The sequence below is a fragment of the Paenibacillus sp. GM1FR genome (genome assembly GCF_002803315.1).
Taxonomy (GTDB): Bacteria; Bacillota; Bacilli; order Paenibacillales; family Paenibacillaceae; genus Paenibacillus; species Paenibacillus amylolyticus.
The window spans coordinates 1-14,946 of record NZ_MKZL01000022.1; the positions used below are offsets into that span (position 1 = coordinate 1).

The 14,946-nt window shown below is 46.7% G+C and carries 14 protein-coding genes; 7 read left to right on the top strand and 7 right to left on the bottom strand.

Annotated elements, in window-relative coordinates; translation table 11 throughout:
* Positions 1–190: 190 nt before the first annotated feature.
* Both PAEAM_RS15670 and PAEAM_RS15675 read right to left on the bottom strand, forming a co-directional pair.
* On the bottom strand, positions 191–1,048 hold the full coding sequence (locus PAEAM_RS15670) for an aldo/keto reductase (RefSeq protein ID WP_100528181.1): 858 nt from the start codon (positions 1,046–1,048) through the stop codon (positions 191–193).
* Between the two features lie 196 nt (positions 1,049–1,244).
* A complete protein-coding gene (locus PAEAM_RS15675) occupies positions 1,245–2,459 on the bottom strand; it encodes an MFS transporter (RefSeq protein WP_100528182.1) in 1,215 nt (404 codons plus the stop codon).
* Positions 2,460–2,623: 164 nt separating this feature from the next.
* Here PAEAM_RS15675 and PAEAM_RS15680 point away from each other — a divergent pair, with 164 nt between their 5' ends.
* The 3 genes from PAEAM_RS15680 (at position 2,624) to PAEAM_RS15690 (ending at position 4,289) form a co-directional block, all read left to right on the top strand.
* Positions 2,624–3,019, top strand: a complete 396-nt coding sequence (locus PAEAM_RS15680) for a winged helix-turn-helix transcriptional regulator (protein ID WP_017691613.1) — start codon at positions 2,624–2,626, stop codon at positions 3,017–3,019.
* The gene (locus tag PAEAM_RS15685; RefSeq protein ID WP_017691614.1) at positions 3,016–3,693 is read left to right on the top strand and encodes a TIGR00266 family protein; all 678 of its coding nucleotides are present in this window, start codon (positions 3,016–3,018) and stop codon (positions 3,691–3,693) included. The genes PAEAM_RS15680 and PAEAM_RS15685 overlap by 4 nt, the downstream gene beginning before the upstream one ends.
* Positions 3,694–3,827: 134 nt before the next feature.
* Positions 3,828–4,289: a MarR family winged helix-turn-helix transcriptional regulator gene (locus PAEAM_RS15690; RefSeq protein WP_036612197.1), complete on the top strand. Its 462-nt coding sequence runs from the start codon at positions 3,828–3,830 to the stop codon at positions 4,287–4,289.
* A gap of 144 nt (positions 4,290–4,433) precedes the next feature.
* Here PAEAM_RS15690 and PAEAM_RS15695 read toward each other — a convergent pair whose 3' ends face one another.
* Positions 4,434–5,408 (bottom strand): aldo/keto reductase, encoded by a 975-nt coding sequence (locus PAEAM_RS15695; RefSeq protein WP_100528183.1) that lies wholly within the window; start codon positions 5,406–5,408, stop codon positions 4,434–4,436.
* A 112-nt stretch (positions 5,409–5,520) separates the two neighbouring features.
* Here PAEAM_RS15695 and PAEAM_RS15700 point away from each other — a divergent pair, with 112 nt between their 5' ends.
* Both PAEAM_RS15700 and PAEAM_RS15705 read left to right on the top strand, forming a co-directional pair.
* A complete protein-coding gene (locus PAEAM_RS15700; RefSeq protein WP_347707876.1) occupies positions 5,521–6,564 on the top strand; it encodes an LCP family protein in 1,044 nt (347 codons plus the stop codon).
* A gap of 189 nt (positions 6,565–6,753) precedes the next feature.
* Positions 6,754–9,342, top strand: a complete 2,589-nt coding sequence (locus tag PAEAM_RS15705; RefSeq protein ID WP_100528185.1) for a DUF2339 domain-containing protein — start codon at positions 6,754–6,756, stop codon at positions 9,340–9,342.
* Positions 9,343–9,468: 126 nt separating this feature from the next.
* Here PAEAM_RS15705 and PAEAM_RS15710 read toward each other — a convergent pair whose 3' ends face one another.
* From PAEAM_RS15710 to PAEAM_RS31825, 3 genes are all read right to left on the bottom strand, one after another.
* Positions 9,469–9,795, bottom strand: coding sequence for a hypothetical protein (locus tag PAEAM_RS15710; protein ID WP_100528186.1), 327 nt, complete (start codon positions 9,793–9,795; stop codon positions 9,469–9,471).
* Between the two features lie 171 nt (positions 9,796–9,966).
* On the bottom strand, positions 9,967–10,470 hold the full coding sequence (locus tag PAEAM_RS15715; RefSeq protein ID WP_100528187.1) for an SMI1/KNR4 family protein: 504 nt from the start codon (positions 10,468–10,470) through the stop codon (positions 9,967–9,969).
* 260 nt (positions 10,471–10,730) lie between these two features.
* Positions 10,731–10,886: a hypothetical protein gene (locus PAEAM_RS31825; protein WP_165789940.1), complete on the bottom strand. Its 156-nt coding sequence runs from the start codon at positions 10,884–10,886 to the stop codon at positions 10,731–10,733.
* 234 nt (positions 10,887–11,120) lie between these two features.
* Between PAEAM_RS31825 and PAEAM_RS15720 the strand changes: the two genes are divergently transcribed.
* Complete coding sequence (locus tag PAEAM_RS15720; RefSeq protein ID WP_047840896.1) at positions 11,121–11,792, top strand: FHA domain-containing protein; 672 nt, start codon at positions 11,121–11,123, stop codon at positions 11,790–11,792.
* A gap of 26 nt (positions 11,793–11,818) precedes the next feature.
* On the top strand, positions 11,819–12,397 hold the full coding sequence (locus PAEAM_RS15725; protein ID WP_100528188.1) for a class I SAM-dependent methyltransferase: 579 nt from the start codon (positions 11,819–11,821) through the stop codon (positions 12,395–12,397).
* Positions 12,398–12,628: 231 nt separating this feature from the next.
* Here the strand turns inward: PAEAM_RS15725 and PAEAM_RS15730 are convergent, their stop codons facing one another.
* A complete protein-coding gene (locus PAEAM_RS15730) occupies positions 12,629–14,935 on the bottom strand; it encodes a carbohydrate-binding domain-containing protein (RefSeq protein WP_207765575.1) in 2,307 nt (768 codons plus the stop codon).
* Positions 14,936–14,946 lie beyond the last annotated feature (11 nt).

Sequence of the window (14,946 nt, forward strand, 5' to 3'; positions counted from 1 at the left end):
TTCTTCGGTATACGTGTGAAATGTTTGTCCTTTTTTGGCCATAAAAATATCCCCTCCAAGTGTCACTTGAACCCTCATGATAACATGAAGGTTTTTTCAAATGTCTACTTAAAGGGGATAATACCACTACTGGTCCGGTGTTTTTTCGTTATGTTATGTCAGACAAAGTAGCCTCCCAAAAGGCTATCTATTAGAAATCGAAGTTGTCCGGGTCAGGTCCAACGCGTACATCTTCGTTCAGAGCACTGATCTGATCCATCTCTTCATTCGAAAGTTCAAAGTCGAAGATGGAGGAATTCTCGATAATCCGGTTTTCCTTGGTGGACTTCGGAATCGTAATGACTCCATTTTGCAGATCCCAACGCAGGATGACTTGTGCAACCGATTTGCCTTTGTCTGAAGCAATCGCCGTGAGGACTGGGTTGTCCAACAGCTGACCTTGCATTAGAGGCGACCAAGCTTCAAGCTGGATACCATGCTTCTCACAGAAAGCCTTAAGCTCAACCTGAGTCAGGCGAGGGTGGTATTCCACCTGATTGATCATCGGTTTCACTTTGGCATCCTGCATCAGGTCTTCGAGATGATGAATCTGGAAGTTGCTTACGCCAATAGCTTTAATGCGGCCGGCTGCGTACAGTTCTTCGATCGCTTTCCAGGCTACTTTGTATTTGCCTGCCTTAGGCCAGTGAATCAGATACAGGTCAAGGTATTCCAGTCCCAGTTTGTTCAATGTGGTATCAAAAGCGGCAAGTGTCTCTTCATATCCAAGGTCTGCATTCCATACTTTAGATGTAACAAACAGTTCTTCGCGTTTCAGGTTGTTTTCTTGCAAAGCTTCTGCAATCGCTTGACCAACACCGGCTTCATTGCCGTATATTGCAGCAGTATCAATGCTTCGGTATCCATGTTTAATCGCATTTTTCACGGCTTCAATCAGTTCAGATCCTTCTTCTACCTTAAATACCCCAAGTCCGAACCAAGGCATAGAAACACCGTTATGCAGAGTTACTGTGGATTGTAAATGTTGTGCGGTTTGAGCTGTTGTCATGAGATTTCCTCCTTAAATTGTGTAAAAATCAGTCATATTAAGCTGAATTTTTGTTTGTTTTATCATACAAAATTAAATCATAGTAGATCAAATTGGGTTCAACGTATTATAGTATAATAAAATACCATATGAAACCGGTTCCCCTCGAAGGCTGGAACTGATATATATAAGAGTGAGACCTATGGTCGGATGGAAATTAGCACGAAGCTTTCTCCATTTCGACTGATGCATGTTGATCCTTGCTTTCCAGCATTTTAGCCCAAGCGGTCAGGATTACAGCTACGAGAACCATCAAGGCACCGACCCATGTCGTGTGAATCAAACCGATGGAATCATTGATCACTCCACCCAAATAGGCACCTATAGCGATCCCTGCATTAAATGCGGCGATGTTAAAGGCTGAGGCTACATCCTTGGCCTGTGGTGCATATCGTTCAGCCAAGGTTACCACGTACATCTGAAGACCAGGCACATTCATGAAAGCGAGCAGGCCCATACCCATAATGGTGAGCAGTGCTGCCAACTTAAACGGGACGGTGAAGTACATCACGCCGAGAATGATGGTCTGAATGATGAACATGTAGAAGAGCGCCTTGAGCGGGTTGCGATTGGCTGCTCTGCCGCCGATGATGTTGCCAACAGCAATGGCGATTCCGTACAACAACAGAATGAACGCTACTGTTTTCTCGGAATAACCGCTAATATCATGCAACAACGGGGACAGATACGTAAAGACAACAAATGTTCCTCCGTACCCAACAGCCGTGATGGCAAAAGCAATCAGCAAGCGTCCACCTGTAACGAGCTTCAGCTGATCCCGAAATGCCGTCCGTGTTCCTCGCTTCAACGTGGATGGCACGAGTATCAGGTTCCCGATCATTGCAACGATGCCAACCCCAACAATCAGGATAAAGGCAGCGCGCCAGCCCCAATGTTGGCCGATGAGTGTACCGAGAGGTACACCGGTTACTGTGGCAATGGTAAGACCAGAGAACATGATGGCAATAGCACTCGCCCTACGGTTGGCAGGCACCAGATCGGCTGCAATCGTGGAGCCAATGGACATGAACACCCCGTGTGCCAGAGCGGATACTACTCGGGCAATGAGTAACATGGTGATGCCCGTGGATAGTGCAGCCATCGTGTTACCCGCAATGAAGACAATCATGATGGCAAGCAATAGCGCTTTGCGTGATATGGTAGACGTCAGTGAGGTCAGAACAGGAGCCCCAAAGGTAACGCCTAATGCATATAAAGTAACGGTCAGTCCCGCTGTAGTTACGGAAATGCCCAGGTCTTCTGCAATGAGGGGCAGTAGACCAACGCTGATAAACTCTGTGGTACCGATAGCGAACGCACTGATAGCCAGCGCCAGCAGCGCCCACGTGCTGCGTTTTGAATCTTGTAACATTTCTTGCTCCACTCCCCAGAATGTAGATTTACGTACCGGCAAATGCTATTATGAGTTATTCGGTATAGATTGAATAGTACGTACTTTTTAGTACCCTACGTACTTTTTGGTGCCTATACAGCATGCGACGGATGTAATTCAATTCATCAGGGAGGAAGCAAGTTATGGTTAGAAAAAAATATAACATCTCGGTTGAAGCTACCCTAGAGGTGATCGGTGGCAAGTGGAAATGCGTCATTCTCTGTCATCTGACACATGGGAAAAGACGAACCAGTGACCTCAAGCGTATTATGCCCGCAATTACACAAAAAATGTTAACACAGCAACTCAGAGAGCTTGAAAACGACGGAATCGTAAACCGTATCGTATATAATCAGGTCCCTCCCAAAGTAGAATACGAATTGAGTGATTACGGGAGAAGTCTTGAACCGATTCTCAATGCGCTCTGCAATTGGGGAGATCAACATATTGTGAAGGAATACGGAGACAAATCAGCAGTTCTGGAAGATAATGGACTCAATGATTTTAACTCTGACAATAGGGAGTTGGTGCAACCGTGAACTATGAGATTTTATATGATGGTGCTTTTGCGATGCTCAAAGTACATTTGCAACGGGGAGAGCGGTTCAAGGCCGAGAGTGGTGCGATGGTATCTATGACTCCTACGGTTGAACTGAAGGGTTCAGCAGAAGGTGGGATGTTTGCCGGGTTCGGTCGGATGCTGAGCGGGGAGAAGTTTTTCTTTCAGGAACTGACGGCTGCGGGCGGGTCGGCAGAGATTCTGCTCTCACCTTCAAGTATGGGCGATGTAGAAGCTGTTGAATTGGACGGTTCCTATTCACTCTATGTGCAGAAAGACGGATTTCTGGCAGGAACCGAGGGCATTCAGGTGAATACCAAAATGCAAAACCTGAAAAAAGGTCTCTTTTCGGGAGAAGGTTTCTTCATTATTGAGATCAGCGGACGTGGAACCGTATTTCTGTCTTCCTATGGTGCCATCCATGCGATTAATCTGGCAGCAGGTGAAGAAATGATCGTGGATAACGCCCATTTGGTGGCATGGCCTCATTATGTAGATTACCGTATTGAGAAAGCTTCACAGGGCTGGTTATCCAGTGTTACAAGTGGAGAAGGACTGGTATGTAGGTTCCGGGGAGAAGGAACCATTCTTATACAGAGCCGCAATCCGCAAGGATTCGGACAATGGGTGAAGCAGTTTATCCCTGCGCGCTAATTATTTTTTTGAGAAAGAACACACAGAGTTGCAACGGATATGTTTCCATCATCGTTATATGAATAATGGATTTACTTCATTGACTGACGGGTATATATTCTGTTGCATAAGGTCGCACATCATGGAGGTATGAGATGACAAGCTCACGGTATAAAAATGCACAAGAAAGTCCGGGATATCTGTTATGGCAGGTTACAGCCATGTGGCAAAAGGAAGTACGCAGGGTGCTGGAGCCCCTCGAACTGACACAACCTCAATTTGTATTATTGCACGCCTGTTTATGGCTCAATGAACACGATGAGGAAGGCAAGGGAGTGACTCAGGTTCAAATTGCTCAGTTTGCCAAGGTGGATGTTAACGTGACTTCTCAGGTTCTACGTGCGCTTGAAAAAAGGGGATTAATTACCCGCGCTCGTCATCAGACAGATACGCGTGCCAATATTATCACAACAACGGAAGAAGGAACCCGATTGGCTGTGGAGGGAATCCATCTGGTCGAGGAATCGGACAAGGCATTTTTCGAAACTCTGGATGAACGTAAGGGAGAGTATTTGGAGATCATGCAGGAGTTTCTTCGCCAAAAAACAGAGAGTTGATCCGTAATATATCTTTTTTTAATGTATTAAACTACAGAATGTAGTGGAACTGGAAAATTTTCTGATTATTAATAATTATAACACCTCTGTAAAATACAAATAGACCTTCTGACTTCATCTTGTCGGGAGGTCTATTTCGGTTGCTCAATCGATTCGATAGGACGCAAACGGCTCGCGGCGACGGAAAGAGTCACTAATCTGGTCCAGATCGGCCAACAGCTCATCGGGCAGTGACATGTCCAGACTAGCCAGATTATGTTCCAGCTGTTCGGTGCGTGTAGCCCCGACAATCACTGTGGATACAGCTGGACGTGTCAGTAGCCATGCGAGTGACAGCACACTCGGGGAGCAACCATATGAGGCAGCTTTAGCACTCACTTGTTCACTCAGTTGGATATTATGCTCCAGCAGGAAACGGTTGAAGGATGGATCGGTGTCTGCTCTGGAACCAGAAGGCACACGGGTCTGTCCGTTATATTTACCTGTCAGAATACCACCTGCCAGCGGGAAATACGGGATAATGCCTACACCCTGATCGAGACACATCGGTACCAGTTCAAGCTCGGGTGTACGGTCTGCCAGAGAGTAGCTGGTTTGGGTGGAGATGTAGCGCACATAATCTTTCTGTTCACTGATGCCCAGAGCTTTCATCAGCTCCCAGGCTGCGTAGTTGGAGGCTCCGATGTAACGGACTTTGCCGGAAGTAACCATATCATCCAGTGTGCGCAGTGTCTCATCCAGTGGTGTATGCGGATCAAAAGTATGGATCTGGTACAGATCCACATAATCCGTTTGCAGGCGCCGCAGGCTATGTTCCAGCTCTTGTTGCAGATGGTAGCGGGAGGAACCCCGCCCATGAGGACCATCATGCCGGGGTAATCCGGCTTTGGTAGCAAGCACCGCGTTTTCCCGTCGACCTGTGAGGGCCTGTCCAATGATGCGTTCCGATTCCGTGCCTGCGTAGATATTGGCGGTATCGATAAAGTTGATGCCCTGATCCATCGCTGCATGAATAATGCGGGTAGAAGCTGCTTCATCCGCGCGTTTGCCAAACGCATTGGTGCCGAGCCCCAGTGCCGACACACGCAAACCACTATGGCCCAAACGTCGATACTCCATCATTCATCGCTCCCTTTATGTACATTTATGTAATGCAGATTATAACGTAATCTATTGAAAACGTGTTATTAATATAGTTAAATGATTCTAAGAACCCGTTATTAAAGGAGATATGATGGAAAACAGTGCCGCACATTTAACAAGACGGAAGCCGAAGAAACCGAAGAAGAAATGGAAGAAACCATTGATCATCACCCTAAGTGTGCTGCTTGTGTTGGGAGGACTCGGATTTATCTATCGAAAGCAACTCGTCGTGTTTGCCTTTAATTTGTTCGCTTCAGCTACGGTGAGGGAAGCCTTGGATGACTCCTTTGTACCAGCTGGCGATAAGGATGCTCCTGTCGTGGAACATACGGACCCATTCTCGTTGTTACTGCTAGGGATTGACCAACGGGATAACGAACCAAGTCGTTCGGATACCATCATCTATTCCGTCGTGCGTCCAGAAGACAATAAAGTGCTGCTGCTGTCCATTCCACGTGATTCCTATACCGAGATTGTCGGCCGGGATGTGAAGTCAAAGATCAACTCAGCGTATGCCCATGGTGAAGCCAAGATGGCAATGGATACGGTGGAGAATTTGCTGGGGAACAAAGTGAATTTCTATGCCGCGATTAATTTTAACGGGCTCAAGGATATTGTTGATGCGGTGGGTGGCGTTGAACTGCCGATCAAGAAGAACATCGAGAACAAGCTCAAAATTCATGAGAAGCTGTTTGTTGAAGCGAATAAACCAATCTATAGCGGCGAAGAAGCGCTTGGATATGTGCGTTACCGGGAAGATTCCGATTTCAATCGGACGATGCGTCACCGGATTTTCTTAAGTGCCTTCATGAATCGTGCGCTGGAAGTCAAAAATCTGACCAAGATCCCGGACGTAATCCAGATTGCCGGATCGAATTTTACAACCAACATGACCTCGGACTTTATCGTGAAATTTGCCGAGTCCTTATATATGAAAGATAGCATACCAACGATCAGCAATTACATGCTGAAGGGTGAGGGTGCAACGCGCAGTGGCACATGGTACTACGATCTGTCTGAGGACGATCTACAATATGTGCGTGGCATGATCGCCAGTTGGCTGGACCCAGATGCGAACGAGATAATTGAGCCCGAGTCAGCGGACCAATCGGAGACGAGTGATGCGGCATAAGCATCGATTCTTGTGCAAATGCTCATATGAATATAAGTCCGGCGAAGCAGTTGCTTCCCGGCTTTTTTGCGTTTGAGATCCTACGGATGAAATATTGCACAGATATATCTAATGTTTAAACCTCTTTTTATGGCATACATATAGTAAAATATAGGGAAAAGATTAAACATCAACCAACGGAGGAAGCTCATGAAGGAGTTTAAGGATCGGCTTCAACAGGTTCAGGAGCAACAAAAGCAACTGGCGAAGGAGTATCATGCCTTGCTCCAGGAATACCAGTCCGATGACCTGATCGTTCAGAATGAACAGTTACAGGAACAGTATGAAGCTCACAAACTCAAGCTGCAACAGCTCGAACTTCGCTCACGCAAGATGGAAGAAGAGAATGCACGTCTTCGCATGGCGTTATCCGAACAGATGCTGGATGAGAAGCTGAATCTAATCCGGGTATCGCGAGAGAAGATGGAGACCTATTTTCAAGGGAAAACAGCAGTACATAATGATCGAATTGCATTCCATGAACATCGAACCAAATCCAATCTAAACGCGCTGTACAACCAGGCCGCACAGGAGTTGCAAGAGGATTCCCACGAGGTGAAGGAGAGGATAGCTTACCTTGCAGCAGAGGTGAATGAGCGCATTGAATCGCACAGACGAGCCGTACGGGATAGAGAAGAGGCTCTGCGTGGGCACATGGAACGTGGTTATGAGCACATGGCGGAGGAAGGGTTGAGCGAAGAGACTATTCAACGCCGGATCAAGCAGAATCGCATGGAGATGAAGATTGGACTCAGCTGGATCAACAAAGTAGCCATCTTGCTCCTCATTCTGGGGGTTGGAGCAGCGTTTCAATACTCGTACTCGACCTGGTTTAATGACGAGATGAAGAGCGGAGCCTTTTTCCTGCTCGGTGCACTGATGCTCGCTGGAGGAGAGTGGCTGTTCCGCCGCAAAAGGCAGACGTTTGCGATGGGGCTGCTCGGCGGTGGGATATCCGTGTTGTTTGGCTCCGTCTTCTATAGTTACTTTTTACTGCATATTATCGGATTATATACGGGACTTGCCCTATCTGTATTGGTATCGGCAATCTCCGTATTGTTGTCCTTGAGATACCAGTCGAAGACCATCTGTTCACTAGGTTTGGTAGGCGGATATCTTCCGCTATTCTCCTACATGTTCTCGTTTGGGCTTGATGGCCCTGCTGTTTATGTAGCCATGATCTATCTGCTGCTCTTAAACGGGATTATTGTGTTCATTTCGTTTGGCAAACGGTGGCCGGTGGTGCACTATATCAGTTTCCTGTTTAACACACCATCCATGCTCATCCTCTTATGGCTGTCGCCAAGTGAGAAAATTGGCATGTTGTATTCCATTGTGACGTTTGCATTATATCTGGGCATTACGCTGGCATATCCATTCAAACACCGAATGAAGTTAACCTGGTGGGATTTCGCTCTACTCGCCATGAATACGAGCATTAGTTGTCTGATGTTATACGTATTATTTGATGTGGCGGGTTGGAATGATGCTCAGGGCTTGCTGGCGTTGATCTTCTGCGTGGTGTATCTGGGCCTCGCACGATTCGTCCAGCGCCATATGGCTCAGGAGAAACAGACGATATTACTCTTCTATGTCACTTCCCTGACCTTTGCCATTCTGATTATTCCGTTCCAATTCGGGGCCAAGTGGTTATCGATGGGCTGGTTGATCGAAGGAGTTTTGTTGGTTACGCTTGGACATCTGAAACGGCTCAAGTCGGTGGAACGTGCCGGATGGGGCATTGTTCTTCTATGTCTAATCACTTTTGTGTACTATGATCTGCTGGCGCTATTCTTCATCGGGGAACGTTCTTACTTTATGTTAAAATACTCCAGTATTACGCTGGGAACCTTGCTTATTACACTGTATTATGCCTGGGCAGTTCACAGCAACTCATCTTCCAGAGAGAGATTTAATTACAGCCCGCTGGAGCTGGGTTTTCTGAACGGATTCAAGTATGTGACACTTGCGAATCTGTGGTTATATGTGCTGTATGAGTCGAATGAATTGTATACCAGAGCTGTCGATGGGACGTTCCTGTTATACATGTTCTACAAGTTACTCATGTTCGCAGCGCTCACCATTGCGTTGGCCTATGGACTGAACAAGGTGAAGCTGCTGCGTGATCAATACGTGCAGGTGTATACCACCTTCTTGCATGCTATTGGCTGCTGTATTGCACTGGCCGTAACCTTAACCATGCCAGCGCTTCAGCCGGAGGTTCCGCAGCATACGGCGGCGGAGATTGTTGGTTTGCTGGTATTGATTATCTTTAACGTAGGGGTATTCTTTGCAGGAAGGGATCTGCTGATTGCAGGCATCCGCGGGCAGTTCAAGAGCATTGAATGGTACCCGGTTATCGCAGGGGTGTATCTGCTCGGTGTCATCACCGTATTCCTGACGATTCAGTTCCAGTGGGGTGATGTGGGGCTGATGTTCAGCCTGATCTATCTGCTGCTCGCGATTCTCTATATTGCCTATGGATTCCGTAGAAAATATGTCATGATTCGGCGTCTGGGCCTGGGACTAACGTTGTTCGCCACGGGTAAGATGGTGTTCTATGATGTGGGGATGCTTACCTCGGGTAGCAAAATCTTTGCCTATTTCAGCTTCGGCGTTCTATTGCTGGGGATCTCTTACCTGTATCAGAAGGTGTCCAGCCGGATGGAGGAAGTACAGTCCAGAGTGACAGCGAAGCCTGACGACGAGCCGACTGTGCCTGAGGAAGACCAAGATTGATGTAATGATTCTAATTCCAGTCCATGATGTGTGTGGGCGGTTTGAACGGACGTTCTTGTTGGTGTATGTTCTTGTTTGAACTAAATGGAAGGACTCCGGATGTGTTTCATATCCAGAGTTCCTTCTTTATTCCTTGTTCTTAGTCTCTTCGACGACTTGAAAGCCGTTTGCTTTTCCATTAAGATATCCTTGCTCATAGTAGTCTATGCCATCAGGGGTTATAGTTACTGCAACTGTCTCCGGATCATTCTCTACGGGTTGTGCAACAATATATCCTCTGTCTAGCAGATATGAAATTGCTCTGTACTTTTCTATGTTTTCCTTTTGATAGAATCTATTACTCGGTAAAAGCACCGCAGAATTTTCAGTAAACCAAGCTGAATATATTTGCTCCGTAATATCGTATCTTTCTTGTATTCTCTCTTTAATTTGAAGCTCTCTTTCATCGAGCATACTCACACCTCCGGAAATAAAGTTAAAATCACGGGTCTAGCTATTGATCATGCCTTGAAAATGAACTGAGCCTATGAAAAATAAAATATACCCGTTAAGAGGGACTTGCTCCAAAATGTCTATCTTAAAGGGTATATTTTTAATAGCAACCTAACTGAAGAAGATTTCTTTTTATTCAACAAAACTACGCTTTGTTTTCCAATACCAGAACTTCGATCCTTGAGAGATTATAAAACGGTCTAACCATGTCTCAAAGTTACTGTAAAAAGATCCCGTATGTTCAACAGAATATAAACTCTCACAAAGCAACAGATATTGCTCATTACCTGAACTCCAAAGCTCTAAATCAATTAGGATTCGATCATCAAGAATATTGGCGACTACAATTTTATTATCTGATGCTTCATTGTAATGAATAACATCTTGGGCTGAGTATAAGAAGCTCTCCCCGCCATATTCGGGGTCTTCGAACAAGGAGGCTCCATTACATAATCGTAAAAAGCTTATGTAATCTGGAGGTAATGGAGTAGAAAAATACTCGGAAAGCTCTTTAATTTTATCTTCGGATGCACTTGGTTTGAATTTATTCATAACAGTCGTTTTCCCAGTAGGAGCAAGTATTTCAATCTGACCTTCATTTTGGTCCGACCATTCCTTAAATGCTTTAATTAACATCTATATAGCTCCTCCTCAAAAAAACTGACTTTACAGATTTCTGTAAAATCAGTTTATCATATTACCCGTTTACGTAAGGGCAGTTTATGATTGAATATCATGCAATCATCTATACTTTCGGCTTTATTTTTCAATCCAAAATGAGGCTCCGGGCTGCTGTGAACAGCAATCTGGGGCCTTATTGATGTTAGTATATGGCTTAGCCTAATATGACATTCGTGAAACGTTTTGCGCGGAGATCACGTTATAATAGAGTAGACTTAGGGTTGGATCTTCATTTGTAACCATGAGGTTTCGGCAGCTGATGTGCCTTTCAGTGATTCTCCGCCATCATCGTTCATACGGGAGAGCACGGTTAATGTCATGGACAGGGCAAAGGCGAGCAATACGTATATGAAAACATTTTTTTTGTTCATAGAAAGGTACCTCTCTTGTTGAATGAGCTAAAGTAGACATCCGGCCGTCATGAGAAAAAAAGCACAACGTCTGGTATAGTAGAGTGAGTAGAACCGAACAAAAATCGTTCCTGTATACCACTATATTGAAGTATAGCGGTGCAAACAATGGAACAAATCTGATGAATTTATCATTATTGTTGAAGGTATGTTTATAGAGATCGAGTGAGTGATCATTGAAGGTGGGAGAATAACATGCGGGAGACGGCAAAAATCGTCATTCGTACGCCAGGACAGGAAAGTGACGGCTCATTCGCTTATGTAAGCCAAGGTCGCTCCATTACGGTGGGACGTTACACAGGCGGAAGTGAATTGGACTTGTCTGTTTATAATCAGATGATATCGAAGCGGCATTGCCGCATTCATTATGATGTACAGCAACAGTTATGGATCGAAGATCTGGATAGCAAAAATGGAACCGAACTGAACGGGCAGCGCCTCGTTCCCTATGAGAAATATCCGTTTAGCGAGGGCGATAGCCTGACGTTGGTCAACGGCCTGATCCAGCTTCGCACGGAAGGTGATCTTGGAGAGACGAGGGAATATCGTGTGTCGGACTTGCTGGGTGAGGGCGTACGTTTACTGGATCACCTGCAAACCGTACAGATCGGTGAAGTGGAGATTCCGCTGTCCAAGAAGGAGTATCAGCTGTTCAAGCTGCTGTATAGTCAACTGGACCACTTTGTGACAAGGGAACAAATTGTGGCTCAGGTGTGGCCGGAGCGTAGTATGCTGGAGAGTGAAGCGGTAGGGATCGACGAGATTAACTCGCTGATCTATCGGACGAATCGCAAGCTGGGTGTACATTTTACGATCAAGTCCGTTTATAAAAAGGGTGTATATATGAAGTCTCATGTGCCGGAATGAATGAGTGATAACAAAGGGATGAGTTCATGTTCATCATTTACCTGATTCCATGGCTGATTGCCGTGGTGACATTGATCGGTGTCATATCGATCGTACTCGTGAGTTGGAAAAACGGGATTTCCCCGATGCCCACATCCAGTCGTGTCAGACAGGTGGTCATTCAGGAAGTGAACCGTATTCCAGGATACGGGGATGTGCTCGAAGCGGGCTCTGGATGGGGCACATTGGGACTGGATGTTGTAAGGCATTGCCCTGGCAAAAGGCTGACCGGGATTGAGAATTCTATCGTTCCCTTATGGTCTTCCCAACTGATTGCCTATCTCAGTGTTCGCTTACGTCGAGCCAAGGGAAAACAGCACTCTCTCAAGAGCAGGCTGCGCTTCATGCGCGGGGATATCTACACCAGTTCCTATGAACATGCGGATTGTGTGATCTGTTATCTGTTCCCGGGTGCTATGACTAAGCTTCTGGACAAGTTCAGTCGAGAGCTTCCGCCGGGTGCCAAGGTGATTAGTGTCTGTTTTGCGCTGCCGGGTAAGGAACCGCTACGCACCATTACATGCCGGGATGCCTTGCGCACCAAGGTGTATGTGTATTCCTTTTAAAGAAAAGAACAGGAAAGTGATCACCAGGTTTTTGCTCAGCTGGAGTGCTGTAAACCTTCTGCCATAACGTTAATGGATGAAAGAGTGTGCTCCATATCATAGTAATGCAGATACCACGTAAGAACGAGGATGTGAAAAAGGCCCCGAACTCACTATGAAGTGATTCGGAGCCTTTTTGTCTCGCCTTTGAGTTGGGGCAAGAGATTGCTTGATTATTACTTACCACACGTATTATTTTGCAGAATCGGTAGTGCCTGTGCTCTCGGATGTTGTACCGGATTGCGAACGATTCCGTCCGCCTCCGAATCCGCCTTGTCCACCGCCTCCACCAGGACCGCCCATACCTGTATTGGCAGTGGTTACACCAGATTCATTCACCCAAGTCACATTACTGGTCGATTGGAAGGCAACCACTTGAGTTCCACCACTATAGGTACCGTCTGTATAGAGTCCATCCACCGCTTTACCTGTAGACGTACCACCGGAGTAGATCACGTAGGAGCCATCTTTCGCAAGATCCGGTGAGCTGACAACCACGGTTTGATAATCTTTTGCCGGAGCGAACGTCAGAATGTTGTTGCCTTCGCTATCTTGTACATGTACAAGTGTTCCAGCTTTTTGCGTTGCAGGGAATGTCATCACAATGGTATTTTGCGTAGACGCATCGGATGTTCCTTGTGCCATGCCCGAGCTTCCGGCAGCCACCAGGTATCCACCACTGATTTCAAATGTGCCGTCATAATCCAATGCTCCGTTGCCGCTATTCGTCGGTCCGTTCACAATAACCGTCCCGCCTGTCATGTTAATGGAACCATTGGAATCCAGCCCGTCACCACCTGCGTTCACGGTGAGGGAACCGCCGTTAATGTGGAACTCGTTATTGCTTGCTGCTGCACCACCCATACCGCCCGGTCCACGTCCTTGCTGATTAACAGCTGTACCTTGGGATGCCTGATCGGTAGTTGATGTTGTACCTGTCGTTTCGGTTACAGAGATGTTGGATGTTGTGGCTGCATCGGTTGCTGTAGTCGCGCTATCTGTACTTGCCGCTGTATTCGCAGCCGTTTCCGTCTCGCCACCTGCAGCATTGACGCCATCATCGGATGCCGTTACATCTACATCCCCATCGTTCAGGGTGATCATTGCACCTTCAAGTCCTTCATAACTCTTCGCAATCGTGATGGTTCCGCCGTTAATCGTCAGGGCCTGATCGGCATGGATGCCGTCATCACCGGATTCAATGCTGAATGTTCCATCGTTGACTGTCACGTTATTGTTGCTGTGCAGGGAATCATCCATGGAATCAATGGTATACGTACCGCCATTAACCGTAAGATCTGTACCTGCTTTAAGTGCTTTGGCACTTGTGGATTCGGTTGCTGTTGTTGCAGTGTCCGCATCGGCATTGTTATCCGTTGTTGTTGTGTTGGCAGAGTTGGATGCTGCTGCCCCGTTTGTATTAGCACCTGCATTCGTACCGCTGTTATTAGGCATCTCTGGCATATCCGCAGGAGGTTCGCCATCTGGTGGTGTGCCCATATCTGTTGGAGGTGTGCCGCCACCCCATCCACCGCCGCCGCCGCCGCCAAACGGACCTTCTTCTACTTTGGCTGGTGCATTGGCGCTACCGCCGCCCGTTACAATGTTGTATGTGCCGCCATCCGCAACAAGTGCGGTTTCGGCTTGAATACCATCGTTGCCACTTTGGATATCGAAGGTACCTCCTGCGATGGAAACGTAGCCCTTAGTGGTATCTGTGTCATTGGTTGATTTAATACCGTCGCCTTCGGCTTCAATGGTAATCGTACCCGCTTGGATAGCGACCATATCTTTACCTTTGATGCCGTCATCGGCTGCTTTGACGCTGATGCTACCACTAATGATTTTCAGATCATCCTTGCTCGTAATACCTTCATTATAGTTACCTGTGACGGTCAATTGACCTGCACCATTGAATGTAAGATCTGCTTTGCTGAAGATTGCAGCATCCGGCTCGTCTGTCGTGGCGTCGGCGTACACATATGTTTTACCATCGGAAACGGTATTTTTGGTTCCTTTTTCGAGTGTAATCACCGCTTTACTAGCCTTCTGAATGTAGATTGCGGCGCTGTCGTTATCATGAATTGTTGCTCCGTTTAATACGAGATGTACGGTACCCTTATCGGCAACGTTAACCACGATCTGTCCATCCGTTAGCTCACCGCTAAGTACATAAGTACCTGCTTCAGAGATGGTTACCGAACCATTCGCTGCTTTGGCGCCCGAACCGGTTACCGTTGCAGTTGTTCCGTTCAGCTTAATCGCTGTGGAATCTGCCTCACTCCAGCTAATATTGGTATCGTCAGCATCCAGAGAGACCAGATCGGCGTATTTTACAGAAGTTTGCTCGCTGACAGATACCGTTTTGGTTGTTCCTGTCGTTGAAGTTGCGGCATTGGCCGTTGTGCTTGTGGTTGCTGGTGAACTGCATGCTGCGAGTAGGCTGGTAATCATGGCGATGGACCAAAGTTTGCTACCTGTTATCATGTTTTTCTTCATATTAGATCGTT

Coding starts and splice junctions, on each gene's coding strand:
- PAEAM_RS15670 (WP_100528181.1), bottom strand. CDS start 1,048: ATGACAACAGCTCAAACCGCACAACATTTACAATCCACAGTAACTCTG.
- PAEAM_RS15675 (WP_100528182.1), bottom strand. CDS start 2,459: ATGTTACAAGATTCAAAACGCAGCACGTGGGCGCTGCTGGCGCTGGCT.
- PAEAM_RS15680 (WP_017691613.1), top strand. CDS start 2,624: ATGGTTAGAAAAAAATATAACATCTCGGTTGAAGCTACCCTAGAGGTG.
- PAEAM_RS15690 (WP_036612197.1), top strand. CDS start 3,828: ATGACAAGCTCACGGTATAAAAATGCACAAGAAAGTCCGGGATATCTG.
- PAEAM_RS15695 (WP_100528183.1), bottom strand. CDS start 5,408: ATGGAGTATCGACGTTTGGGCCATAGTGGTTTGCGTGTGTCGGCACTG.
- PAEAM_RS15700 (WP_347707876.1), top strand. CDS start 5,521: ATGATGGAAAACAGTGCCGCACATTTAACAAGACGGAAGCCGAAGAAA.
- PAEAM_RS15705 (WP_100528185.1), top strand. CDS start 6,754: ATGAAGGAGTTTAAGGATCGGCTTCAACAGGTTCAGGAGCAACAAAAG.
- PAEAM_RS15710 (WP_100528186.1), bottom strand. CDS start 9,795: ATGCTCGATGAAAGAGAGCTTCAAATTAAAGAGAGAATACAAGAAAGA.
- PAEAM_RS15715 (WP_100528187.1), bottom strand. CDS start 10,470: ATGTTAATTAAAGCATTTAAGGAATGGTCGGACCAAAATGAAGGTCAG.
- PAEAM_RS31825 (WP_165789940.1), bottom strand. CDS start 10,886: ATGAACAAAAAAAATGTTTTCATATACGTATTGCTCGCCTTTGCCCTG.
- PAEAM_RS15720 (WP_047840896.1), top strand. CDS start 11,121: ATGCGGGAGACGGCAAAAATCGTCATTCGTACGCCAGGACAGGAAAGT.
- PAEAM_RS15725 (WP_100528188.1), top strand. CDS start 11,819: ATGTTCATCATTTACCTGATTCCATGGCTGATTGCCGTGGTGACATTG.
- PAEAM_RS15730 (WP_207765575.1), bottom strand. CDS start 14,935: ATGAAGAAAAACATGATAACAGGTAGCAAACTTTGGTCCATCGCCATG.